At 66.5% G+C, this 24148-nt stretch carries 24 protein-coding genes, 1 tRNA gene and 3 pseudogenes; 20 read left to right on the top strand and 8 right to left on the bottom strand.

Features of this window, described 5'->3' with window-relative positions; all coding sequences use genetic code 11:
• Positions 1-274 precede the first annotated feature (274 nt).
• The 4 genes from ACFO5K_RS19980 (at position 275) to ACFO5K_RS19965 (ending at position 4143) form a co-directional block, all read left to right on the top strand.
• Positions 275-1774, top strand: a complete 1500-nt coding sequence (locus ACFO5K_RS19980) for a flavin-containing monooxygenase (protein WP_378565010.1) — start codon at positions 275-277, stop codon at positions 1772-1774.
• Between the two features lie 278 nt (positions 1775-2052).
• Positions 2053-2265 carry a tetratricopeptide repeat protein gene (locus ACFO5K_RS19975; protein WP_378565007.1) on the top strand — a complete coding sequence of 71 codons (213 nt, stop codon included), beginning with the start codon at positions 2053-2055 and terminating at the stop codon, positions 2263-2265.
• Positions 2262-3254 carry a PP2C family protein-serine/threonine phosphatase gene (locus ACFO5K_RS19970; RefSeq protein WP_378565005.1) on the top strand — a complete coding sequence of 331 codons (993 nt, stop codon included), beginning with the start codon at positions 2262-2264 and terminating at the stop codon, positions 3252-3254. The genes ACFO5K_RS19975 and ACFO5K_RS19970 overlap by 4 nt, the downstream gene beginning before the upstream one ends.
• Before the next feature lie 34 nt (positions 3255-3288).
• Entirely contained in the window at positions 3289-4143 is an 855-nt protein-coding gene (locus tag ACFO5K_RS19965) for an SDR family oxidoreductase (RefSeq protein WP_378565003.1), read from the top strand.
• Positions 4144-4150: 7 nt separating this feature from the next.
• On the opposite strand, the gene ACFO5K_RS19960 is transcribed toward ACFO5K_RS19965, so the two are convergent.
• A complete protein-coding gene (locus ACFO5K_RS19960) occupies positions 4151-5095 on the bottom strand; it encodes a threonine/serine dehydratase (RefSeq protein ID WP_378565001.1) in 945 nt (314 codons plus the stop codon).
• A gap of 212 nt (positions 5096-5307) precedes the next feature.
• Between ACFO5K_RS19960 and ACFO5K_RS19955 the strand changes: the two genes are divergently transcribed.
• The 5 genes from ACFO5K_RS19955 to thpD all read left to right on the top strand — a co-directional run bounded on the left by ACFO5K_RS19955 (position 5308) and on the right by thpD (position 9209).
• The gene (locus ACFO5K_RS19955) at positions 5308-6021 is read left to right on the top strand and encodes a response regulator transcription factor (protein WP_378564998.1); all 714 of its coding nucleotides are present in this window, start codon (positions 5308-5310) and stop codon (positions 6019-6021) included.
• Between the two features lie 84 nt (positions 6022-6105).
• Positions 6106-6636 carry a diaminobutyrate acetyltransferase gene (gene ectA / locus ACFO5K_RS19950; RefSeq protein WP_378564995.1) on the top strand — a complete coding sequence of 177 codons (531 nt, stop codon included), beginning with the start codon at positions 6106-6108 and terminating at the stop codon, positions 6634-6636.
• A gap of 5 nt (positions 6637-6641) precedes the next feature.
• Positions 6642-7910, top strand: coding sequence for a diaminobutyrate--2-oxoglutarate transaminase (gene ectB, locus ACFO5K_RS19945; RefSeq protein WP_378566202.1), 1269 nt, complete (start codon positions 6642-6644; stop codon positions 7908-7910).
• Positions 7907-8308, top strand: coding sequence for an ectoine synthase (locus ACFO5K_RS19940; RefSeq protein ID WP_378564992.1), 402 nt, complete (start codon positions 7907-7909; stop codon positions 8306-8308). The genes ectB and ACFO5K_RS19940 overlap by 4 nt, the downstream gene beginning before the upstream one ends.
• A complete protein-coding gene (gene thpD / locus ACFO5K_RS19935) occupies positions 8295-9209 on the top strand; it encodes an ectoine hydroxylase (protein ID WP_378564989.1) in 915 nt (304 codons plus the stop codon). Before ACFO5K_RS19940 ends, thpD begins: the two co-directional genes overlap by 14 nt.
• Here thpD and ACFO5K_RS19930 read toward each other — a convergent pair.
• Positions 9197-9940, bottom strand: coding sequence for a tetratricopeptide repeat protein (locus ACFO5K_RS19930; protein WP_378564986.1), 744 nt, complete (start codon positions 9938-9940; stop codon positions 9197-9199). The genes thpD and ACFO5K_RS19930 overlap by 13 nt on opposite strands.
• Before the next feature lie 206 nt (positions 9941-10146).
• Positions 10147-11166, bottom strand: coding sequence for a hypothetical protein (locus ACFO5K_RS19925; RefSeq protein WP_378564983.1), 1020 nt, complete (start codon positions 11164-11166; stop codon positions 10147-10149).
• A gap of 57 nt (positions 11167-11223) precedes the next feature.
• On the opposite strand from ACFO5K_RS19925, the gene ACFO5K_RS19920 reads away from it, so the two are divergent.
• The 3 genes from ACFO5K_RS19920 to ACFO5K_RS19910 all read left to right on the top strand — a co-directional run bounded on the left by ACFO5K_RS19920 (position 11224) and on the right by ACFO5K_RS19910 (position 13187).
• Complete coding sequence (locus ACFO5K_RS19920) at positions 11224-11655, top strand: MarR family winged helix-turn-helix transcriptional regulator (RefSeq protein WP_378564980.1); 432 nt, start codon at positions 11224-11226, stop codon at positions 11653-11655.
• Between the two features lie 85 nt (positions 11656-11740).
• Positions 11741-13015, top strand: a complete 1275-nt coding sequence (locus tag ACFO5K_RS19915; protein ID WP_378564977.1) for a glycosyltransferase 87 family protein — start codon at positions 11741-11743, stop codon at positions 13013-13015.
• A gap of 84 nt (positions 13016-13099) precedes the next feature.
• A tRNA-Leu gene (locus ACFO5K_RS19910) sits at positions 13100-13187 on the top strand.
• Between the two features lie 13 nt (positions 13188-13200).
• Here the strand turns inward: ACFO5K_RS19910 and ACFO5K_RS19905 are convergent.
• Positions 13201-14475, bottom strand: coding sequence for a recombinase family protein (locus ACFO5K_RS19905; protein ID WP_378564974.1), 1275 nt, complete (start codon positions 14473-14475; stop codon positions 13201-13203).
• A gap of 182 nt (positions 14476-14657) precedes the next feature.
• On the opposite strand from ACFO5K_RS19905, the gene ACFO5K_RS19900 reads away from it, so the two are divergent.
• The 5 genes and pseudogenes from ACFO5K_RS19900 (at position 14658) to ligD (ending at position 17884) form a co-directional block, all read left to right on the top strand.
• The gene (locus ACFO5K_RS19900; RefSeq protein WP_378564971.1) at positions 14658-15140 is read left to right on the top strand and encodes an MFS transporter; all 483 of its coding nucleotides are present in this window, start codon (positions 14658-14660) and stop codon (positions 15138-15140) included.
• Positions 15083-15901, top strand: coding sequence for a site-specific integrase (locus ACFO5K_RS19895; protein ID WP_378564968.1), 819 nt, complete (start codon positions 15083-15085; stop codon positions 15899-15901). Before ACFO5K_RS19900 ends, ACFO5K_RS19895 begins: the two co-directional genes overlap by 58 nt.
• A gap of 213 nt (positions 15902-16114) precedes the next feature.
• Positions 16115-16462, top strand: coding sequence for a hypothetical protein (locus ACFO5K_RS19890; protein ID WP_378564965.1), 348 nt, complete (start codon positions 16115-16117; stop codon positions 16460-16462).
• A 121-nt stretch (positions 16463-16583) separates the two neighbouring features.
• Positions 16584-16895 (top strand): annotated as a pseudogene (locus tag ACFO5K_RS19885) (MmyB family transcriptional regulator); the annotation flags it as partial.
• Between the two features lie 83 nt (positions 16896-16978).
• Positions 16979-17884 carry a non-homologous end-joining DNA ligase gene (gene ligD / locus ACFO5K_RS19880; RefSeq protein WP_378564962.1) on the top strand — a complete coding sequence of 302 codons (906 nt, stop codon included), beginning with the start codon at positions 16979-16981 and terminating at the stop codon, positions 17882-17884.
• Positions 17885-18049: 165 nt separating this feature from the next.
• On the opposite strand, the gene ACFO5K_RS19875 is transcribed toward ligD, so the two are convergent.
• Both ACFO5K_RS19875 and ACFO5K_RS19870 read right to left on the bottom strand, forming a co-directional pair.
• Entirely contained in the window at positions 18050-18202 is a 153-nt protein-coding gene (locus ACFO5K_RS19875; RefSeq protein WP_378564959.1) for a hypothetical protein, read from the bottom strand.
• Positions 18203-18407: 205 nt separating this feature from the next.
• Complete coding sequence (locus tag ACFO5K_RS19870) at positions 18408-18563, bottom strand: hypothetical protein (protein WP_378564956.1); 156 nt, start codon at positions 18561-18563, stop codon at positions 18408-18410.
• A 193-nt stretch (positions 18564-18756) separates the two neighbouring features.
• On the opposite strand from ACFO5K_RS19870, the pseudogene ACFO5K_RS19865 reads away from it, so the two are divergent.
• Positions 18757-18957 (top strand): annotated as a pseudogene (locus ACFO5K_RS19865) (ISL3 family transposase); the annotation flags it as partial.
• Positions 18958-19008: 51 nt separating this feature from the next.
• Here ACFO5K_RS19865 and ACFO5K_RS19860 read toward each other — a convergent pair.
• Entirely contained in the window at positions 19009-19518 is a 510-nt protein-coding gene (locus ACFO5K_RS19860; RefSeq protein WP_378564953.1) for a DinB family protein, read from the bottom strand.
• Positions 19519-19679: 161 nt separating this feature from the next.
• On the opposite strand from ACFO5K_RS19860, the pseudogene ACFO5K_RS19855 reads away from it, so the two are divergent.
• Positions 19680-20975: pseudogene (locus ACFO5K_RS19855) on the top strand (ISL3 family transposase).
• Positions 20976-20983: 8 nt separating this feature from the next.
• Here ACFO5K_RS19855 and ACFO5K_RS19850 read toward each other — a convergent pair.
• Positions 20984-21442: a DUF3085 domain-containing protein gene (locus ACFO5K_RS19850; protein ID WP_378564950.1), complete on the bottom strand. Its 459-nt coding sequence runs from the start codon at positions 21440-21442 to the stop codon at positions 20984-20986.
• 1332 nt (positions 21443-22774) lie between these two features.
• On the opposite strand from ACFO5K_RS19850, the gene ACFO5K_RS19845 reads away from it, so the two are divergent.
• On the top strand, positions 22775-24064 hold the full coding sequence (locus ACFO5K_RS19845) for a DUF1214 domain-containing protein (RefSeq protein WP_378564947.1): 1290 nt from the start codon (positions 22775-22777) through the stop codon (positions 24062-24064).
• The last annotated feature ends 84 nt before the right edge of the window (positions 24065-24148 follow it).

Genomic DNA, 24148 nt, shown 5'->3' with positions numbered 1-24148 from the left:
CGCTGACTGCGAGTGTGCACCGGGTGCATGTCTGGTCGCCGCGCAGATTCCCAGGTCATCGCATGATCGCGGTGCTCCCGCGGCACAGATTGCGCAGTTGCATCGACTGCCGACAGGATGTGTGATCCTTATGGCGGGCGTCACGATGTCCCGGGCCTCCCGACACGCCACCGGGCACCCGGATAACTAGACGTAACCATGCGAAACACGTAACCTCGAAGAGAGGCTCGGGCGACGGTGCTCGAGTGGCGACCCTACGAAACGAGTTTCCTCAATGACGCGGCATGTCGACGTACTGATCATCGGCGCTGGCCTGTCCGGAATCGGCACGGCCTGTCACCTCACTCGCGAGCAGACCGGACGCACCTACGCGATCCTCGAGCGCCGCGAGAACATCGGTGGCACCTGGGATCTGTTCAAGTACCCCGGTATCCGCTCCGACTCCGACATGCTCACCTTCGGCTTCGGTTTCCGCCCGTGGATCGGCACCAAGGTGCTCGCCGACGGTGCCAGCATCCGCCAGTACGTCGAGGACACCGCCAAGGAATACGGCGTCACCGACCACATCAACTTCGGTCGTAAGGTCGTCGGCGCCGACTTCGATCGCTCGAGTGCGCTGTGGACCGTGACCGCCGTCGTCGAGGCCACCGGCGAGACCGAGACCTGGACCGCCAACTTCCTCGTCGGCGCCAGCGGCTACTACGACTACGACAAGGGATACCAGCCCGAATTCCCCGGTCAGGGCGACTTCAAGGGCCAGATCGTGCACCCGCAGCACTGGCCCGAGGATCTGGACTACGCCGGCAAGAAGGTTGTCGTCATCGGCTCGGGCGCCACCGCGATCACACTGATCCCGTCGATGGCCGACACTGCCGCCCACGTCACCATGCTGCAGCGTTCGCCCACCTGGATCCAGGCGCTGCCCTCGGACGACCCGGTCGCCATCGGTTTCAAGAAGACGCGCGTGCCCGACCAGATCGCCTACAAGATCGGCCGCGCCCGCAACATCGCCCTGCAGCGCGCCAGCTTCCAGCTCTCGCGTACCAACCCGGAGCTGGCCAAGAAGCTGATGCTGGCCCAGGTGCGCCTGCAGCTCGGCAAGAAGGTGGACCTGCGCCACTTCACCCCCAGCTACAACCCATGGGACCAGCGCCTGTGCGTGGTCCCCAACGGCGACCTGTTCAAGGTACTCAAGAGCGGCAAGGCCGACATCGTCACCGACCGCATCGCCAAGTTCACCGAGAAGGGCATTCTGACCGAGTCGGGGCAGGAGCTCGAGGCCGACATCATCGTCACCGCGACCGGTCTCAACGTGCAGATGCTCGGTGGAATCAAGCTGTCCGTCGATGACGAGCCGGTGAAGTTCAACGAGACCGTCGCCTACAAGAGCGTGCTGTACTCCGACATCCCGAACTTCCTGATGATCATCGGCTACACCAACGCGTCCTGGACGCTGAAGGCCGACCTGGCCGCGGCGTACCTGTGCCGGGTCCTCAACATCATGCGCGACCGCGGCTACACCACCTTCGAGGTGCACGCCAACCCCGAGGACTACGCCGACGAGTCGCTCATGGGTGGTGCCCTGACCTCGGGCTACATTCAGCGCGGCAACGACGAGATGCCCCGCCAGGGCGCGCGCGGCGCCTGGAAACTGGTCAACAACTACTACCGAGACCGCACGCTGATGCACAAGGCACCGGTCGAGGACGGCGTCCTGCGGTTCAGCAAGGTCGGCACCGCCGTCGAGCCCGGCGCGAAGGTCGCAGGCGCCTGAGTCGACGATCGAAGGGCCCGTCACACCACGGTGTGACGGGCCCTTCGCGCCTGCGGGCACATCGGCCCGCCCTGCCGTAGGATCGGCGATCGAAGACACCGCCGGGGGAGAAGAAGGAGGACGGTGTGCGATCTCGCCAGCCATCGGCCAGGGGCGCCACGCGGACGTCGGCGGAAATCTCGTCGGCACCTCGCGGCCCGGCCGACCACGGCCCCGCTCGGCCGCGTGCGGCGGGCCGGCGGGGTCCGGCCGCACGCACAAGCGCTGCCCGAGTGCGCATGTCGGCCGCTCCGCCGACGCGGAATCGGATCCGGTCGGGACAGTGTGAGGGTGCACCAGGCAAGCTGTGGGACGTGGATTTCACCGAACAGGGAGTGCGGACGGGGTTGGAACGATGCTTGCGGACATCGGCGCACGAGGCCGACCAGATGGGGAACCGCACCGGGTCGGTGCATCAGTCGAACACGCTGTCTCCCAGGACGACTCGGTGACCGCCCCCGGTCACCCGGACGGTGGGTCGGCCGCGCCGGACGGGCAGGCGCCCGCGGTGCGCAGAACAGCTGTGCCGGTCCATGATCCGGTCGCCACCGCGCAGTGCTCCACCTGCGGGGAGCGGCGGTACGAGGCCGGTTCCTGCGTGCAGTGCGGCAGCCCTGAACCGGCACCGGACCGTTTCGAGGACGACCTGGGCTCGATCTGTGTCGTGACCGACCGCGGAATCTCCCACTCGCGCAACGAGGATGCGGTCGCGGCCGCGGTCCGCGAGGACGACGGGACCCGGGTGATCGTCGTCAGCGACGGGGTGTCGACCTCCCAGGACCCCCAGGCCGCCTCGGGCACCGCGGCTCGCACCGGCGTCGACGCGGTACTGGCCGCGCTCGCCGACGGACTCAGCGCACCCGACGCCGCGATGGCGGGCGTGGCCACCGCGACCGCCGCCGTGCGCGCGATGTCGCGCACCCCCGAATACGCGCCGTCGTGCACCTACGTGTCGGCGGTTCTGCGTGAGACCGCCGAGGGCACCGAGATCACCGTCGTCAATGTCGGTGACAGCCGCGCGTTCTGGCTCGCCGCGGGCAACCCGACGGCCTCGCGCCGGCTCAGTGTCGACGACTCCTGGGCGCAGGCTCTCGTCGACGCGGGCGCCCTCGACGAGGAGGCCGCGATGCGCGATCCCCGCGCGCACACCCTGCTGCGCTGGCTCGGTGCCGACGGTGGGGAAGCGCCGTGGTCGGCGCAGTGCCTGCAGCGCATGGTCGCCACCGAGCCGGGCACGCTGCTGCTGTGCAGCGACGGGTTGTGGAACTACCTGCCCGATCCCGTCGCCCTGGCCGGGTTCACCGTGGAGACCTCCCCGCAGGCCGCGGCCCGTGCGCTGGCCGACTTCGCGGTGAACAGCGGCGGCAGCGACAACATCACCGTCGCGCTCGCCCCGGTGCCCGCGCCCGGTGTGGTGCCGCCGGACCCGGCAGAATCGTAGACGTAGTTGTTCACCAAACCGTAGGGTCGGGACCATGACGAAGTTCGACGGGAAGACCTGCTTGATCACCGGCGCCGCCAGCGGGCTCGGCCGTGCCACCGCGTTCGCGGCCGCCGCCAAGGGCGCCGGTCTCGTCCTCACCGACATCAGTGCCGACGCGCTCGCGGCCACCGCCGGGGAACTGCGCGCCGCCGGCGCGACGGTGCATCTGGCCCACGCCGCCGACGTCAGCGATCATTCCGCCGTGGTCGGCCTGGCCGCCCACACCTTCGATGCCGTCAGCCACGTCGACGTCGTGATGAACGTGGCCGGCATCGCCACCTGGGGCACCGTCGACCGGCTCACCCACCAGCAGTGGCGGCGCACCGTCGACATCAACCTGATGGGCCCGATCCACGTCATCGAGGAGTTCGTGCCGCCGATGATCGCCGCGGGCCGCGGCGGGCACCTGGTGAACGTGTCCTCGGCGGCCGGGCTGTTCGGATTGCCCTGGCACGCGCCCTACAGCGCCACCAAGTTCGGTCTGCGTGGTGTCTCGGAGGTGCTGCGCTTCGATCTGCGCCGGCACAAGATCGGGGTGAGTCTGGTGTGCCCGGGCGCGATGGCCACCCCGATGGTCGACACCGTCGACATCGCCGGCGTCGACCGTGACAACGCGGCGCTGCGCAAGGCCATCGGCCTGTTCATGCGGCACGCGGTGACACCCGAGCAGGCGGCCGCCGCGGTGATCCGTGGTGTCGAACGCAACAGGTACTGGGTCTACACCTCCCACGACATCCGCCTGGCCCACTGGGGCCAGCGCTACTTCCCCTTCGGCTACAACCTGGCCATGCGCGGGCTCAACTCCGCGATGACCGGCTACGCCACCAAGAACGCCCTGGTCCGCTGACCCGCCCTCACCCCAGATCCCCGGGGTCGGTGTTGGCTCCGCACAGGATCACACACACTCGTTCCCCCGGCTCGGGCCGGTAAGCCGCGCCCGAACCGGTGTCGAGCAGCGCGGCCATGGCTGTGGCCGCCCCGTATTCGACGACGATGCGGTGTGCGTTCCACAGGTGCGCGCGTGCGGCACGGATCGTGTCGTCCTCGACCAGCACGGTGCGCACGGTGTCGTGCTGCGCGGCGGCCAGGGCCATGGCCGACACGTTCGGCGCACCGAGCGAATCGGCGGCGATCGAGTCCACCGGTACCTCCACCGGCCGTCCCGCCGCCAACGCGGCGTCGAGGGAGCGGCAGTGCACCGGCTCCACCGCCACCGTGCGCACCCCGAGGTGCTGCGCGGCGACAGCGGTCCCGGTGAACAGCCCCCCGCCGCCGACCGCGACCAGCACGGTGTCGATCTGCGGCAGACGTGCGTGGATCTCGCGCATCAAGGTGCCCGCCCCCGCGGCGATGAGCGGGTGATCGTAGGCGTGCGCGGCCAGCGCGCCACTGGTGGCGGCGAACTCCTGGCAGGCCGCCAGCGCCTCCCGATACTGCGGACCGATCAGTCGTACATCGGCGCCGTGTTCACGAAGTCGACGGATTTTCACCGGGGGAGCGGATTCGGGCAGGAACACTGTCGCCGGCACGCCCGCCGAGCGCGCCGCCCACGCGCAAGCCAGGCCGGCGTTGCCCCCTGAGGCGATCGTCACACCGGCGTCGGGCAGGGTCCCCGCCGCGGCGTGCGCGCGCACGAAATTCTGTGCGCCCCGCGCCTTGAAAGAACCGGTGAACTGCAAGAACTCCAGGGCGAAGAAAAGTTGCTCAGCCCCAGGTCCGGCGGGGGTAACGGTGACCGGGCGGACCGATCCGGCGATGCGGTCCGCGGCCGCGATGATGTCGTCGAAGGTGGGTTTCACAGTCCGACTATGACACCGGATCGTGCGCCTCGCGCCGGGCTCCCGGCGGTCCGGACGGGCGCTGAATTGTTACGACGGGTTTACGCGTCCGGCAAACTGGGTACATAACAAACCGGTAACAAGCTCGAAGGCGGGATGTCGTGTCGGACTGGGGACGCGAATTCCCCAGGTGTACCGGCGCACGCACCGGCGTGTCAGCAAAGGATGTGCACATGAGCGCGAACCTGATGATCGTGGACGACGACGTCCAGATGCGTGGCGACCTGCGCCGCGCCATGGAGGACGAAGGCTACGCGGTGGCCGAGGCAGGCGTGCCCGAAGACGCCCTCGACCGCCTGCGCAGCGACGGACCACCCGATCTGATGATCGTAGACCTCATGCGCGGAGCCACCGACGGCTTCGACTGCATCCGCGAGATCCGCCGCGACCACGACGTGCCGATCATCGTGATCAGCACCCGCTACGACACCCACGACGTGGTGGCGGCCCTGGAGGCCGGTGCCGACGACTTCGTCAGCAAACCGTTCGAGATCAAGGAGATCACCGCCCGGATGCGCGCCCTGCGTCGCCGTGCGCGCATCACCGCCGATCGCGACTCCACCCCCGAGGCCGTCCTCGACGCCGACCCGGACAGGCCCCTGATCCTGGCCGCCGACGCGGGCGCGGTTCGCCGGGGTACCGAGGAGATTCATCTCACTGTGACCGAATTCCGACTGCTCTGTGAGCTCGCCGAGACACCGGGGCGCGTACTGAGTCGTTCGGTACTGCTCGAAAGGGTCTGGGATCAAGGATTTTTCGGCGACGAGCGAATCGTCGACGTCCATGTCCGCCGGTTGCGCACCAAGATCGAGCGCGATCCGTCCGATCCGCGCATTGTGGTTACGGTGCGTGGGCTCGGGTACCGCCTCGATGTGCAGCCGCAGTAAACGATTCGTCATACAACCGCAATGAGCTCGACACATAGACCGCAAAGTCGGTTCGCCACTGTGGAATGTATGCCGAATCCGACTATGTCCAACGAGCCGGCCGCCACTGCGGCGGCAAACGGTTCGGAACCGATTCTCCGCCACCCACGTTCGGGTGACGGGGCCCAATTGTGGCGCATCGTCCGAGATTCGCAGGTGCTCGACGTGAATTCGAGCTACGCGTATCTCCTGTGGTGCCGCGACTTCGCCGCGACCTCCCTGGTCGCCGAAAGCGACGGGCAAGTAGTAGGATTTGTCATCGGATATGTTCGCCCGGAAGCGCCGGAGACGTTGTTCGTCTGGCAGATCGCGGTGGACACAGAGTTCCGAGGGCGCGGTATGGCCGCGAAAATCCTGCACGGCCTGCTCGATTCGGTGGCCGATGCGGGTGTCACCACCTTGGAAACCACGATCTCGCCCGGAAACACCGCCTCCCAGGCGTTGTTCTCCGCGGTGGCACGCGAGCGTGGCGCTGAATTGCGCACCGTCTCATTGTTCGAAGCGAACGATTTTCCAGATTCCCACGAAGCCGAGCAGCTGTACGTTATTTCACCAGCTCAGCGCCAGGAGGCATGACAATGATCACGACCACCGATACCAGCATTTTCGAGGCGATGGAATCGAATGTGCGCGGATACTGCCGTGACTGGCCGTCCGTGTTCAACACCGCCGAAGGTGCCTGGATCCGCGATGAGCAGGGGCGCGACTACCTCGACTTCTTCGCCGGCGCAGGTGCGCTGAACTACGGTCACAACAACCCGGTGCTCAAGGCCGCGCTGCTGGACTACATCGGCAGCAACGGCATCACCCACGGCCTGGACATGTCCACCGTGGCCAAGCGCGAACTGCTCGAGACCGTCCGCGACACCCTGCTGACGCCGCGTGGCTTCGACTACAAGGTGCAGTTCCCTGGGCCCACCGGCGCCAACGCCGTCGAGGCCGCGCTCAAGCTCGCCCGCAAGGTGACCGGTCGCAAGACCATCCTCAGCTTCACCAACGCCTTCCACGGCATGACCCTGGGCGCGCTGGCGGTCACCGGCAACGCGACCAAGCGTGCGGGGGCCGGCGTGCCGCTCGAGCACTCCACCCCCATGCCCTACGACGGCTACTTCGACAACACCATCGAAGACTTCGGCTGGATGCAGCGGGTACTCGACGACAGCTCCTCGGGCTTCGACCGCCCCGCCGCGGTGATCGTGGAGACCGTGCAGGGTGAAGGTGGCGTCAACCTGGCGCGCGCCGAGTGGCTGCGTCACCTGGCCGACCTGTGCGCCGCGCGCGACATCCTGCTGATCGTCGACGACGTGCAGATGGGCTGTGGCCGTACCGGCCCGTTCTTCTCCTTCGAGATCGCCGGCATCACCCCCGACATCGTCACCCTGTCGAAGTCGATCAGTGGCTACGGACTGCCGCTGGCCCTGGTGCTGATCAAGCCCGAGCTCGACCAGTGGGCCCCCGGTGAGCACAACGGCACCTTCCGTGGCAACAACCCCGCCTTCATCACCGCCAGCGCCGCCCTGCGCGAGTACTGGTCCGACGACAAGCTGGCCAAGCAGACCGCGGCCAACGGCGAACACCTCAACAAGACCCTGTCCGCTGTGGCCGACCGCCACAACGGTGTCAGCACCCGTGGCCGCGGCATGGTGCACGGCATCGTCTTCGACGACCCGTCACAGGCCGGCAAGGTGTGCCGCACCGCGTTCGAGCAGGGCCTGCTGGTGGAGACCTCGGGTTCGATGGACGAGGTCGTGAAGCTGCTGCCGCCGCTCACCCTGGGTCGCGACGAGCTCGACCGTGGTCTGTCGGTGCTCACCAACTCGATCGACACCGTCTGTGGTGGTGCCGCATGATCGTGCGCACCACCTCCGAGATCACCGATACCGAGCGCGATGTGGCCGGCCCCGGCTGGCGCAGCAAGCGGATCGTGCTGGCCGGTGACAAGGTCGGGTTCTCGTTCCACGAGACGACGATCGAGGCGGGAACCGTCCACGAGTTCCACTACCAGAATCACATCGAGGCCGTGTGGTTGGTCGAGGGCGAAGGCACCTTGACCGACCACGACAACGGGACCGTCTACGAGCTGGCGCCGGGTTCGATGTACCTGCTCAACGGTCACGAGCGTCATCAGGTGAGCGCACGCACCAGGCTGCGCATGTTGTGTGTGTTCAATCCGCCGGTTACCGGCCGCGAGGTACACGACGAGAACGGGGTGTATCCGCTGATTATCGAGGAGGATGCCAGTGTCTGACCGGTTCGACCGCTATCCGACCCGGTTGAGTGAGCCCGCTCCGCACATCGAACGCACCGATCCGACGGTGTGGGGCAAGGTCACTTCGCCGGAGCTGGAGGGCTTCGAGGCGAACGGTTTCGCCACGATTCCCGACCTGCTGAGTCCGGATGAGGTCGCAGCCTTCGGTGCAGAAGTCGGCCACCTCGCCGCCGACCCGGTGCTCTACGGTGACGAACGCGTCGTCGTGGAGCCGGTGGCCGGGCAGGTGCGGTCGGTGTTCCAGGTCCACAAGTTGAGCAAGCCGATCGCCGGGCTGCTGGCGGAGTCGCGGATCGTCGGTCTGGCCGAGCAGATCCTCGGTTCGCCGGTGTATCTGCACCAGAGCCGGGTGAACTACATGCCCGGTTTCGGCGGCAGTGGTTTCGGTTGGCACTCCGATTTCGAGACCTGGCATGCCGAGGACGGAATGCCGGCCCCGCGTGCGGTGAGCCTGTCGATCGCGTTGACCGACAACTACCCGTTCAACGGCTCGCTGATGCTGATGCCCGGTTCGCACCGCACCTTCGTGCCGTGCATGGGGGAGACCCCGACCGCGCATTACCGCGAGTCGTTGCGTGAGCAGCGGATCGGTATCCCGAATGCCGACGACATCACCTTCCTCGCGGCGCGGTACGGCATCACGCAGTTCACCGGCAAAGCCGGCTCGGCACTGCTGTTCGATTCCAACGTGATGCACGGCTCGTCGAACAACATCACACCGTTCCCGCGTTCGAACATCTTCCTGGTGTTCAACAGCGTGGAGAACGCGCTGGCGGAGCCGTTCGCGGCACCGCAGCGGCGCCCGGAACACATCGCGGCGCGTGAGTTCACCCCGGTGCGAGAAGTACCGGCCGCCGAATACGCCGATCAGGTGCGCTGAGCGCGCTGAGGTAGTTCGGTGAGCAAGGCCGCGGCCCGCGGATCATCGTGGGCCGCGGCCTGCCACCATTTCTGGGCAGTGACGGTGTCGCCCGCGCGCAGCGCCGCCAGGCCGAGGTTGTAGGCGGCACCGCTGTGTCCGGCCGCGGCGGCCCTAGTCCAGAGGCTGCGCGCGGAATCGTGTTCGCCGCGCGTGTGCATCACGGTGCCCAGTTCGTGCAGTGCCCGCCCGATGTCCTCGGCGCTGTGCCCCGGCGCTCCTACGGTGGTTAGTTCGACGACGAGTTCGTTGAAGTCCGGCGCACCCGGCCCGGTGCTGCACCACAACGTGGCCCCCTCGGGCAGCAGGTCCACGACCATGCCGTAGTTGCCCGTCCACGACTGGTACGCGCCCGACCCCGCCACCCACACCGGGGTCAGGGTGAACAGCGCTTCGGGAGATTCGGCGGTCACCGTGAGGTCGACCCCGGTGCCGAGCGCATCGGCCCAGATGTCGACCCCGCCGAGTGCGCGTCCGCCCAGATCGACGTGCCCCGCCGTGACGGTGAGTCCCAGGCCGAGCCCGGACACTTCCGGTGGCGCCAGCACCGACAGCGCACGCAGGTGCAGCGCGGTGGTGCCGACCGGTAGCGCCTCGGAGTACATCGGATACACCGCGGCGCCGCACCAGTCGATCGGATCCGCGCCGGTGTACCGCTGGTCGAGCCGAACGTGTTCGCCGGGATCATCCATCGGTGCAGCCCACCCTTTCCGCCGTTCGATCCCTTGCGCGACCGGCCGTCCCCTCGGTTGCGCGCGCTACACCGTACTCGCCGCTACGCGGCATCGCGGCCGATTCACGACAACGCCCCGGCATCCTCGCCGACCTGCTCCGGATGTCGCATTCCGGGTGGTCGCGGCGGGATTCGCCGGGGCGGTGCCGTAGGTGGAAAGCCGGCTCAGACCGCGACCGATTCGCCGATCTCCTCCTCGATCGCGTCGCGCTCGACCGGTGCGGGAGTGTTGCGTGCTTCGTAGTTGCCCGCCACGAGGATCAGGATCACGCCGGCGAGCAGCCAGCCGAACAACGAGAGCAGCCGGAAGCCGAATCCGGCGCCGCCGTCGAAGTAGAGCAGGCTGCGCAGCCCCTCGACGAAGCCCGCGCCGTTCCAGAACGAATGCAGGGCACCGAAGAAGCCGTTCTGCAATTCGGGCCCGTAGACGCCGCCGGAGGTGGTGAAGTTCAGCATCACGAACAGGGTGATCAACGCGAGGGTGGTCCAGCGTTTGAGGAACGTGTGCAGGCCGATGCCGATCAGGATGATGCCCGAGCTGTAGAGCCAGGCGATGCCGAACACGCTCATCAGGTCGCTGTCGATCACACCGAACACCGGGCCGGCCACGAGCACGCCGATGAGGCTGACCACCAGCGCGGTCACCACGCCGATCGCGGCACGCACCCGCATCCGCAGCGTCGCACCGGCCGCACCGATCACCGCGACGCTGCCGTAGGCGCCGACGCTCAACGCCACCAGCAGGAAGAACACGCCCTGACCGGTCGGGTCACCATGTGCCTTGCCGGTGACGTCGGTGACCACCAGCGGCACGCCTTGATGGTCCGACACCGACCGGAAGGCCACCTCCGCGGCTATCGCGCTGGTATCCGAGCTAGCGGTCGCCACGAGCAGTTCGGGCCTGGTCGCGTCTGGCACGTAGGCGCCGACGAGTGCACGCTCGTGCAGCGCGTCGACCGCGGCGTCGCGGGTGGGCACGGTGATGACGTCGAGGCCGGCGCCGCCCTTGTCCTTCATCGTCTGGGCCAGCACCATCGCCTGCGGTGTATCGCCGACCACCGCGAGCTGCATGTTGTTCGGTTCCGGTTGGTGGAACGCGCCGAGATAGGCGAAAGCCATGCCCAGGCACATCAGCAGGGGAGTGAGCAGATGCCCGGCGATGTGCCGGAACTCGGTGCGAGTCATCGAGGCGGATCTCCAAACGGTTGGTAATTGCAACTATTATCGTTGTAGGATACAACCATGCCTGATCCAGACGCAAGAACCGAGGCAGTGCGCACGATCCAGCGCGAGCTCACCGCCTTCTCCCGGCGCGCCCGCGGCCGCGCCGCCGAACTGCACCCCGGGCTCAGCCTGGTCGCCTACAGCATCCTCGACCTGATCCTGGAACGAGACGGCTGCCAAGCCGCCGACCTGGCCGAACAGTTCCTGCTCGACAAGTCGACGATCAGCAGGCAGGTCGGGGCGCTGGAAAAGCTCGGCTATCTCGAACGGGAAGTGGACCCCGGCAACCGGCGCAACCACATCCTGCGCGCCACCGATACCGGCCGCAGCGTCGCGCTCGAGGCCGAACGCAGGCGCCGTGAAGCGTTCGACACCCGATTCGCCGACTGGTCCGACACCGACGTGCGCGCCCTGGCCGGCTATCTCGTCCGCTACAACCGCAGTGCCTGAGCCGCCCCGCCGCGCTATCGCGCACGTCACTGCCACCGGCGGGCGATACCGCAGTGGGTGCGGCGAGTCGGTATAGTCGCCGCGGATGAGTAGTGATACCACCCACCCCGTGCAGCAGAGCTCCCCGCGCCCCACCCATCGGGCGTGGTGGCTGGTACTGGTGCTGCTCGCCGTCGGCTCGCTCGTCTACTACTGGACGCCGCTGTGGCCGTTCGACCGCTATTCCGGCGGCTTCATCGACCTACAGGTCTACCGGCTCGGCATCGAGGCGATGCGCGACGGTGGCGACCTGTACGGCGAGCTCCCCAAGACCTCCGCCGGGATCGGGTTGCCCTTCATCTACCCACCCTTCGCCGCGATCGCGCTGGCCCCGTTCGCGCTGCTGCCGTGGGGCCTCGCGAAAATCCTCTACGTGGCGGTGTCGATCGCCGCGGTGGCCTGGACCCTGTATCTGGTCGCCCTGCGCTACCACCTGCAGAGAAAGCACGCCGCGATGCTGGTGGCCGCCTGCGCCCTGCCGGTGGCGATGCTGCTCGAACCGGTGCGTTCCACCATCGACTTCGGTCAGGTGAACCTCCTTCTGATGGTGCTGGTCGCCACCGACTGCCTGCTCCCCAAGACCCGCTACCCCCGCGGCATGCTCATCGGCCTGGCCGCCGCGATCAAACTGACCCCCGCCGCGTTCGTCCTGTTCTTCCTCGTACGCAAGGACTACAAGTCCGCCGCCACCGCCGCGGCCACCGGCGCGATCGCCACCCTCGTCTCCTTCGCCCTGCTGCCCACCGAATCCGTCCGCTACTGGTTCGGCGGCCTCGGCAACGTCTCGGGCCTGAGCGGCTCGGCCTTCCACACCAACCAGTCCATCCAGGCCGTCCTGGCCCGCCTGCACATCACCGGCCTCCCGTTCGACGCCCTGTGGCTGATCTTCGGCGCCCTGCTGCTCGCGCTCGTCGTGGCCGCCATGCGCAAAGCCGTCGACGCCCCCGCCATCGCCCTGTCCCTCAACGCCGTGTTCACCCTGCTGCTGTCGCCGATCTCCTGGTCGCACCACTGGGTCTGGATCGCCCCCGCCCTGCTCGCCATCGCCTGCCACGCCCGCACCCTGCCCGCGCGCGCCGCCGCCGGCTGGTACACCACCGCCGCAGTGGTCACCGCCGTCTTCGTCATCGCCCCCCACGACTTCCTCCCCGACGGCGAACGCCGCGAGACCGCCTGGTCCTGGTGGCAACACTTCGTCGGCGACACCTACGTATGGCTGGCCGTCGTCCTCGTCGTCCTGTACATGGTCACCGGCCGCCGCCGCACCCCACCCGCCGCCACCTCCACCGAAAAACCCGACCAGGAAGCCATCCCCGCCTGACCGGCAACCCTCAACAAAACAGCAGGTCAGGCAGGCGATTTGGATTACTACGCAACGTCAGATAATCTTTCAGCACACCAGCAAGTCCGGGTGGCGGAATGGCAGACGCGCTAGCTTGAGGTGCTAGTGCCCGTATTAGGGCGTGGGGGTTCAAGTCCCCCTCCGGACACCAGTGCTAAACACAACTATGTGTGCACATATATGACTCGATGCTCCAGGGGCGAATACCGCACCTGGAGCATCAGTGTTTCGTAGAGTTCCTTCTTATGCACTGGCGCACCGTTGGCCAGCACGAGCCGAACATCGCCAAGTGATCCGATGAGCTTGCGGATCTCGGTCTCGGTCAACCGTTCGGTCTTGGGCAGATTGTTAATCTCCACCTCGGCCGATGCCTTCTCCGCTTGCGCGGTGTTGAGAGCGTCGACGACGACCTTGGGGTCCACGCCCGCTTCGATCGCGGTGAGATGCCGTGTGATCTTGGTTTGAGCCTGCTGAATCTTGTATCGCAGCGCTGCGCGTTGGGTGTCGGCACTGTCGTCGTTGTTCGCCGCGAGCAGCGCGGCGACAGTGGTGTCGAGGTGTTCGCGATCGAATAGGGTAGCCAGCCACTCGTCGACGGGTTCGACAATCTGGTCTTCGCGCAGGTTCACTGTCCGTGGGTGCTGTTCGAGTTTCGGACTACCGGGTGCGAGAGTCGCAGCGCGGCACCGGTAATACACGGCTCCCCGCACGAGCTCGCCTTGCATCTTGCGGCTGCACAGATCACAGCGGACACGACTGCGAAATAGGTAGGGGGCGCTCGAGTGGGTAGAGCGGGTCCGCTCGAGTCGGCTGCGGGTCTGGTTACTCATTCCGGCGCGCTCGTGGCGTTTGAGGGTTGCTTCGGTGAAGGTCTCTACGGAAACGATCGCTGGATGAGCGGGTCGCCGGGATCTTACGATCCGTTGAGTGGGGGAGCGTTTGAAGCGGACGACGTGGCCGGCTGCGACGTCGTCGGGGTCGAGGAGTTGTTCGTGTTTGGTCCATCGTCCGAAGAATGCGTAGCCGGTGTAGCGCGGGTTCTGCAGGATCGCGGCAATCGTGGAGGCTTGCCACCCATCGCCGGAGCGGTGGCGGTTCTGTTCGGGCCGATGCGCCGACGGACACGGGATTGCTTCCCGGTTGAGTTCCATCGCGATCGCCTTGTCGCCGCGGCCTTCGATGTATGCGCGGAAGATCCGCTGAACCACCGGTGCCGCAGCGGCATCGAGGGACAGGATGCGCAGCTTGAGATTGTCTGCGGCCCGATGGGGGTTGGGGTGTGGTGGTCCGTCGACGACGAGGTAGCCGTAGGGCGGCCGTCCGCCCTGGTGGCGTCCCTCGTTGAGGACCTGGGCATCCATGCTGGCGCGGGTGCGCTGCTGAACATGTTGGCGTTCGGACTCACTGAGCCCACCGAGCATGCTCATCATCATCATCATCGAGTGAGTGACGTTGTTCGGGTCGAACCTGCCGCCGAGCTCGGGAACCCAGATGGAGACGCCGTAGGCGTGGATGCGGGGAGCGACGAGGCTGAACTGGTTCCCGAACCAGCATCGAGTTCCTTCCCCGACAAGAACCCCACGGCCTCGCGGCGGTCACGACGATCCTGTAGAACCCGCAGGTGTGGTACTACTGCGCGGTCTACACCTGCATGATGATCGGCTTCTACTGGGGTGACCACTGCCTCCCGCAGATAACCAAGCACAAGATGGACATAGACAACGTTCAGGCAGGTTTGCTTTCAGCGATTCCATGGGTCGTCGCGACGATCGCGCTCGGTGTCGAATCCAGGTACACATCTCGCCACGGCAAGCGTGGTCCGGTGCTGACAATCTTCCTGCTGGTCAGTGCCGCAGGCATGCTGATCTCCTCGCTGGTCGGCGCACCGGTCATCGCACTTATCGGCCTCTGCCTCGGCGCATGTATCCAGGCAGCGGTTCCGCTGCTGTACTCCTTTCCATCACAGCACTTCCCGGGAGCGATGGGCGCCGTCGCACTGGCCATGGTCAACTCCGCCGGCAACATCGGAGGCTTCTCTGGCCCTACATGCTCGGCTGGCTGCGCGAAGGCACTGGTACGGACACCGCCGGTCTATTGGTGCTGACCTCGGCGTTCGTTGTTGCTGGTGTTCTCTCGACCGGCCTGCCACGCCAGCTCCGCAAGTCTGATGCCTACCAGCCGACACGGCTCCGTTGTGTGCTCCGTTGTTCCATTCGCACAGCGCTGACCGAACTACTAGAAGCGACCGGTGTCACAGACGCTGCCGGAAAACCGTTGTACTTCCAAACGCACGACCTGCGCCGCATTTTCACTACCGAAGCGATCATGAACGGGATAGCGCCGCACATCGCGCAACTGTTGTTGGGCCACAAGGACATCAACACCACCATGGGCTACAAGGCGATCTATCCGCAGGAAGCGATCGAAGGCCATCGTAGCTTCATCGCCCGCCGCCGCGCGCTGCGCCCGGGAGAGGAGTATCGCACTCCAACCGACCTCGAGTGGGACGAATTCCTCGGCCACTTCGAACGCTGCAAACTCGCTTTGGGCGATTGCGGCCGCGCTTACGGCACCAGTTGCCAGCACGAACACAGCTGTGTCCGGTGCCCGGTACTGCGGGTCGACCCCGCCCAACGGCACCGGCTCGCCGAAATCCGCGACAACCTCACCATTCGGATCACCGAGGCGAAACAGGCCGGCTGGGTCGGCGAAGCCGATGGGCTGGCGGTGAGTTTGGCCGCCGCCGAAGACAAGCTCGCCCAGATCGATGCGCGTGCCGCGCGTGCCGCTACGGTACATCTGAGCCTGCCGAGCTTTCCCGACATTGCCGCTCGGTCAGCCGCACTACCCATCCGCCCGGACTGAACCGGGCGGATGGCCAGCATCGGGCTGCGGCGACGCAGCGAGGCGGCACAAAGCCCCGACCCACTGTCTCCTGGGCGCCTTCTACGGCACCAATCGTGTCATCAACCAGGACCCGTTCCTCGTGCAAGCTCAAGGAGGTTCGTTGCCACCAGCACCGTGACGCGCCATCAACAGGGGCTAGAATCTTGGGCACCCGACTGGCTAGAAGTCAACGTGCGGAAGAAAGTAGTCGGCGCCAATGTGCTAGGCGCGATAGCTGTGGCTGGCGCCGTTCTCGGCATCGCACGTTCAGGGGATCACGGCATCCCCACAACACCGATCACAGGACAGGACGTGAGTACGGTGACCAATGAACCCGAACCCGTTGACGACGACGAGGACGATTACGACGTCAACCTGGAGGAACCAGTGATCGAGCCGGGCAAACCCACCAACTTGGAGGAGTTCGCCCGAGACTCGCAAGAGGGAGTAACGCCCGGATACACCGAGGACGGCGCGCAAGGGGTTGAAGGCGAGTGGGGACCTGAGGGACTGACCTTCCGGTCCCAGTCAAACCCCTGACGGGCGAGGGGCTCAGACCGTGGGAATGGCCTGAGCCCCAACGGCCACGCGTAGGCCTGAGCTAACAGCAGGGTTCGTCCACCCCGGCGGTGCGGGTGGTCGGGGTTGTTTCAGCACCCGGTGGGCTAAACACAACGTGGCCCGCCACACCAGAGGACACAAGCCCATCCACCACCCCGCCGTCGGGACGACGGTCCTCGCCTACAACGACTTCGCCCTGCCCGGCGATCCTCACATCGCGATCACCACCTACACCGCAGACCCCAGTACCCCAGCGCTGACGCTCTCACACTCTCATCGCGACCTGGGCAGAAACGCAGAAGCAGCACCAGACCGTCAGCGACGACGCGCTCCATCCCCGCCACCGGTAGCTGTTCGGTCCGCTCTGCCTGCCCTTCCAAGGCCCGTGGTCTACGACGACAGCACGGCTTGAAGCTGCACTCGCTGTGTGGGAGACGGCCTGCGACGGCCCGCCGTCAGTCACCAAGTTGGGATCTCGGCCCGCCCACTCGGGATGTGGTAGTTCAGAGAAGGGCGTACGAGCTCAAGCACGATGGGATCAGGGCACTCGCCTATGTCGATGATCAATTGCGGTTGGAATCGCGCAACGGCAACGACATCACCCCGGCCTGGCCTGAACTGGCCGGGCTCGCCCCAGCCGCACCCTGCTTCGTCGTCGACGGTGAGATCGTCGTCGAAGTCGCCGGCCGGTCCTCGTTCCGGGCATTGGCCCCGCGGATGCACCAACGTAACCCCGCCACCATCCGCGCATTGGCCGAAACCTCACCGGCAATGTTCATGGTCTTCGATCTACTCCACATCGGGGACCGATCTTTGACCGAGCTGCCCTACACCCAACGCCGTGAACTGCTCGAACTCACCGCACTGATCGGACCGCACTGGCGTATCCCCGGCCTGCTTCCCGGCCCCGCCACAGACGCCCTGGCGGCGTCGAAAACGCTGGGGGCCGAGGGGATCATCTGTAAACGGCGCGACAGCTGGTATCTGTCCGGGCAACGCAGCCCTGCCTGGACGAAAGTCAAAAACGTGACCCACCAGGAGGTCGTGGTCATCGGGTGGAAAACAGGGACGGGCCGACGGGCAGGGATGATCGGATCACTGCTGGTCGCCGTCCCCGACGACCGAGGCGCCCTGGAATACGCGGGCAGTGTCGGTACCGGGTTTACCAGCGGGATGCTCGCGGATCTGTACGAACGTTTGGCGCCGCTGCAACGCCCGGACCCACCGGTGCCTGGAGTCGGGTCGACCCCGGCTGGGGTGGTGTGGCTCGAACCTCGCGTGGTGGGAGAAGTAGCGTTCACTGAATGGACCGGCGACGGTCGGTTCCGGCACCCGAGCTGGAGAGGGCTGCGACTGGACAAAGATCTCGACGACATCGAAACCCCGGTCGGACGCCCGTAAGGCTGTCCGGAGACCCTACTTTTCCGCAGTGAGTGCATTCCCGGTTCCACTTGGTCACCTGCCAAAGTTTCGTCGGTGGCCGACCGTCGCTCGACACCGCGAACGATGCCGGTGGTGCGGTGCGGGCGGTCGGGCCGGCACAACAGCTATCGACGACGCCGATGGTCAGTAGGGCTGGTCATTCCAGTAGTCGAGCGGTGGGGGCCGGCTTTCCGCGCCCGCGAGCAGGTCACGCGTGCGGTTCAGCACGGCTGCCGATGATTCGCCGGGCGTGCATCCGACGTGCGGCATCGTGAGGAGGTCGAGCACAGCGCGCACGTCCGAAGGCTCGGTGGGGTGGACAAGTCCGCGACCAAGCGACGGTGCACGTTTCGGCGGTGATGTCGGTATCGGGCTCGATCTGATCGATCACCAACGCAACGATCGCTGCCTGCTCAGCGGGGATCGGATTGCCATCATCGGGGACCGCAGTGATCAGGGTTGTCCGACACATGGCATCGGTACGGTCGCCGCGGTCCGGGGTTCAGTCGTCGACGGTCACCATCAACGTCGTCGAGGCTGGCCACGGGTATGTGCCCGGGGTGTCGTCGACGGCATCGACGAGTACCTGTTCGGGATCGCCCTGGTAGTCGACTTCGAGCACCTTGAACACCGTTGCGCCATTGGGGTGTAATCGCATCCGCGCGCCAGCCTCGAACCTTATGGGGACAAGCTAACCGGATCGGTGGGCAAGTTAATCCGCCGCATACTCCTCGGTCCGTTTCGGCCGGTGGAAGTGATGGTTATCGGGCTCTTCGCAGTTGAGGGTGTAGTCCGGTCGGCGCGTCGGTGGCCGGGTAGGGGTCGAGGTCTCCCGAGGATGGGGGTGACATGATCTCGGGCTCGAAGTGCTCGGGCAGCGATTGGAGCCCGATCGGGCGATTCTCCGGTGCCGGGTTGTCGAGCCCGACAAATGGTGTCGTCGCTGCGGATGCCAGGGCGCGGCCAGGGACACCGTGGTCCGGCGGTTGGCGCACGAGCCGTTCGGGTGGCGGCCCACAATTTTGGCGGTCAGCCTCCGCCGATACCGTTGTAACGCCGCCTCCGACGACCCGGAACACGGACCGACGACGCGCCGCGAGCCGTCAGTCGCCGACGCTGCCGTCGATCATCTCGCGCAGGATGTCCGCGTGGCCCGCGTGCCGGGCGGTCTCCACGATCACGTGCAGGTACATCCACGTCAGCTCCCTGCCCCGCGGTGTGGTGACGGCGTAGTCGAGGCTGTGCTGGGCGGCGATCTCGCGGGAGCGGTCGCACTCCGCCTGGTAGGCGGCGATGACGTCGTCGAGCTTCTCGTTCGGCTCCAGCCGCAGGTCGGCCTCCGGGTCTGCGTCGGTCCACGGCGGCGTGGGCAGCTCCGCGGCGGGGATCTGCCCGATCTGCTGGGCGAACCCGCCCAGTTCCACCCACCGCAGGTGTTTGATCAGGCCGCCGAGGTTGGTGCCGGTCGGCACCGGGCTGCGCCGGGCGTCCTCCTCCGACACCCCGCGGGCCTTGCGCACGACGGCGTCGCGCAGATAATCCAGGAACGTCTCGAGCTGCTCGCGCTCGCTGGCGGCGACCACGCTGCCGAGGATCTCACCGGGTCTAGTCATGGCCGGAACATAGCACGCGGGCCGACCCTCGCACCGGGGCTATTTTTGGGCTCTTCGCAGTCGCAGTTGAGGGTGTAGTCCGGTCGGCGCGTCGGTGGCCGGGTAGGGGTCGAGGTCCCGAGGATGGAGGTGACTATGCCGTCCATCTGGAAGACCTCGACGTGTCTGACGCTACCTTCGCCCGCCCTGACCTGACCACGTTCGTTCGTCTTGATGATCTCTGGCTCGAAGTGCTCGGGCAGCGGTTGGAGCCCGATCGGGCGATTCCCCGGTGCCGGGTTGTCGAGCCCGACAAACGGTGTCGTCGCTGCGGATGCCAGGGCGCGGCCAGGGACACGGTGGTCCGGCGGTTGGCGCACGAGCCGTTCGGGTGGCGGCCCACGGTTTTGGAGGTCAGCCTCCGCCGATACCGGTGCACCGGATGCGGTCACGTGTGGCGCCAGGACACGTCGCGGGCCGCCGAGCCGCGGGCGAAGGTGTCGCGACGTGGCCTGTGGTGGGCGCTGGAAGCCCTGGTGTGCCAACACCTGAGTGTCGCCCGCGTCGCCGACGCTCTGGGGGTCTCGTGGAACACCGCCAACGACGCGGTCCTGGCCGAGGGCCGCCGGGTCCTGATCGACGATCCGCACCGCCTCGACGACGTGCAGGTCATCGGCTTGGACGAGCACGTCTGGCGGCACACCCGGCGTGGCGACAAGTACGTGACCGTGATCATCGACCTGACGCCGATCCGCGACGGCACCGGGCTGGCGCGGCTTCTGGACATGGTCGCCGGCCGCTCCAAACAGGCGTTCAAGGCCTGGCTCGCCGAACGGGACTAGTCCTGGCGCGACAATATCGAGGTCGTCGCGATGGACGGGTTCACCGGGTTCAAGACCGCCACCGCCGAAGATCTACCCGACGCTGTGTCGGTGCTGGACCCCTTCCACGTCGTCCGTCTGGCAGGCGACGCCCTGGATCAGTGCCGGCGCCGGGTCCAGCAAGCCACCCACGGGCACCGAGGCCGCACCGGCGATCCACTATATGCCGCGCGACGCCCCCGCGCACCGGCGCCGACCTGCTCACCGAGACCCAGCAGCACCGGCTGACGGAGCTGTTCGCGGCCGACCCCCACGTCGAGGTCGAAGCCACCTGGGGCATCTACCAGCGGATGATCGCCGCCTACCGTGAGCCCGACCGAACCCGGGGCCGCGAGCTGATGAGGCAGTTGATCGAGTCGATCAGCCGAGGCGTCCCCAGCCCGTTCAGCGAGATCATCACGCTCGGCCGCACCCTGACCAAGCGCGCCGCCGACGTGCTCGCCTACTTCGACCGGCCCGGCACCACCGAAGCGATCAAACGGCCGCCTCGAACACCTCCGCGGCTCCGCCCTCGGGTTCCGCAACCTGACGAACTACATCGCCAGATCACTACTCGAGACTGGCGGCTTCCGACCCCAACTACACCCTCGACTGTGAAGAGCCGGTTATCGGTCGAACGGTGAGGTGGCTGAGCTGAAATCGATGGAGTAGGTGCCGCCGGGAATCACGGTCAGGATCAGGATCGCGCCGCGAGCGGCGTGGTGGCGGATCAGCTCGATCAAGGTGATGCCGTCGTGCTCTTCGGTGAGGGAGATGTGTTCGGCGAAGTCGTCGCCGCCGACCGCGGTGTCGGTGAAGTTGAAGTAGCTGTCGTAGCCGACCGCGTACACCACCTGTGAGGAGCCGTCGGGTTTGGCGGGGTCGGCCAGCAGGCGCGGTACTCCGTTCGACAGCAGGTAGGTGCCCTGGTCTTTGGCCCACACCAAAGCTGGCGGGACCGGGTCGGGTTTGTCGTCGTCCCAGGTGGGCCAGGAATGCTCGGTCGCGGCCATCGCGTGTTCGGCGATCGTGCTGACCTGGCTCAGCGGGAACCACAACTCGAATTCGCCGATGCGTATGCCCATGATCGTCCCTTCTGTCGGTGGATGATTGAAGTACGTAGTGGCGGGTTGGGATACGCCCGCCGGAGCCGCCATTGCGCCGGCAAACTCCGTCGATGCCCAAGGCGTGCTCGACGGACACGGGACCAAGGTGCGCGATGGCGGGCCTTGGATGTGGTGCAGGACCAGCCCGGCCGGTTCGCCGAGACCGGGCAGATCGACTTGCTCGGTGCTGCTGACCCGCAGATTCTGAGATGACCGAGATCGACTGGCCGCGCGATCTCGCGGTGCCGTTGCTCATCGTCCCGATCGCAGGACGGCGGTCCCGGTTATGAAGGGGGACTATCGCTCCTGCCCGATCGGACCTTTGGAAAATCAGGCCGTGTCATCGAACCCACATCACCGAGCTGCCGCAGATCAGCAATCCCGCTGAGTCGCTGCCGGTTCGACGTCGCGGCTCCTCCGCGGGTGCGTGCCCGTCGTCCTACGTGCGGGTCCGATCAGTGTCGCGAAGACGCCGATGGGTTCTGCGGGGACAGTGCGTGCTGGGGGCACCACTGTTCGACCGGGAGACGCCCCTGACCGTTCCCGGTGGGCATGGTAAAGGCCACAAGCCCGAGCCACGTCCCGTCAGAGACTCGCGCCCAGGCGTGCAGGAGCCCCGGGGTGGTGTCGGCCAATCGGAGTCCTCCTTGGCGGACCCGAAGTTGTATCGCATCGGCCCGGAAGTGGGCTGGTCGGTAGTGATGGCGACGTTGAGGTCCACGGTGACCTGTTGCGGTGGATTCGCCACCATCCGCATCGGCGGGGAGAACTGCTCGGGCCAGGAGTCGAACGCCGACGCCGTCATCGCCCCTCCCGCTGCCGGTAGCTCTGGCAACCGATCCGCGACCGGGGTTGCAGGCGCGGCGGCGACAACCGGGCACCGCGCTGTCACCGAGCCTGGCCTGCAGTTGGGCGGTCAGGCGCGCCACGAGGGTGTCGACCTCGGCGTGGCTCACGTTCACACCGAACGCGGTCGCGTCGAGTAGTTGCCGGCGGACCGCGACCAAGACGGTCGCGGTCCAGTCCGGTTGGGCCAGCATGTCGTAGTTTGTCACCAGGCGTAGCCACTGACCACAGCATTCGATCACCGGCGCAGGCGATAGTTGTCACCGATATCAGATTGCTTCTGTCACTACCCCGGGGCAAGGGCGAAGCGAGTTGTCGCCGTCGCTTCGAACGTCCGGAAATGCCGTTTTCCGAGTGTCTGTTGTGCACAATCTCGGGCCCGTGGCGGTGTGGTTCTCAGAATGAGAGCGCTGCTGCCGTAGCGTCGATGGTCGCTGCCGGGTATCGAGCCGAAGGAGAGTTCGAATGTCAGATCATCTCGCTGGAGCTTCATTCACCACCCAGGACCTCACCGACGCCTACATCTATATCCTGGGCCGATTCCTGGTCATCCGGCAGGAAAGCATCGACCTGGCCGAGGACGGAATCGACTACAACGTCCTCAAGCACAATCAAGCCGTCGGCGAGGCGATGGCCCAGGGTTCGGCCCCGACGTTCGTGAATCCGAATCTCGACACGATCTACTCCGAAGCATGGATCGCCGTCGACGAACACACCCCGGCACTGCTGACCATCCCGGCAGTTCCTGCGGGCCTTTACTACACCGCCCAGATAGTCGACGAGTGGGCCGAGATCACCCACAACATCAACGAACGCAACTTCCCCGACCACCCTCACGGCCTCTTCGCGATATGCCTGACGGGTTCGAACCCCGACATCCCCGTGGATGCGCTGCGGATCGATATTCCCTCCACAAAAGCAAAAATGCTGACCCGTGTGCAGATCGCCGACGACGCCGCGCGGGCGAGGCAGTTGCAGCACAGCTTCGCGCTGACCTCGGCCGGGGTGCCAGAGACGCGCGTAGCGATCCCCGAGTTCACCAACAGCGCACTGCCCGGCGCGGAGATCTTCGATCAGCCCACCCTCGACCACGCGCTGACTGCCACCGACGTGTGTCCCGAAGCCACGCGGATGCACCCACTGCTGCGCCGAATCGGTGAGTACGTCGCCGCCGCCCCCGCTCAGCGCGGCGCGGTGGAGGACGTCGTCCGGTCGCAGGCAATTCCGGCGTTGAACGAGTTCATGTCGACATTCGGATACCACACCAACGGGTGGAGCTCGACCGCCCAATACGACCGCTTCGGTGCCGACTACTACTTCCGCACCACCGCCAACCTCGGTGGTATCTGGTGGAATTCGGCCAAAGAGGCGGTCTACATCATGGCCCACGTGGGCACCGACGGCGCACCATTGACCGGCGAGAACGCCTACGCGGTGAGCTTCGCGGCCGACGCGTTGCCCGATAGCGCGCAGCACTGTTTCTGGTCACTGACGGTGCTGAGCAAACCCGACTACATGCTGGTCGCCAATCCGGCACACAAATACGCGGTCAACAGCTACACCGACCTGCAGCACAACCCCGACGGGTCACTCACCCTGTACCTCGCGGCCGAACGACCACCGCAGGCGCCGGAAGCGAACTGGCTACCCGTGCCCGCAGGCGCAGAGTTCACCGCCACCTTGCGGCTGTATCTGCCGACCGAGGCCGTCCGCCGAGGAACGTGGAGTCCAGGACCGCTGACCCTGCTGTCCTGATGCTCCCTCAGGACAGGTTGAGCACGCCGACAACCTATCTCGTGTAGGCGCACGCTCATGCCGCTGGGCGTGCGTTCCGTCCGG

It is taken from the genome of Nocardia halotolerans (assembly GCF_042650145.1).
Classification (GTDB): Bacteria; Actinomycetota; Actinomycetes; order Mycobacteriales; family Mycobacteriaceae; genus Nocardia; species Nocardia halotolerans.
Note: the sequence above shows the minus strand (reverse complement) of the source record. Positions and strands in the feature narration are given on the sequence as shown.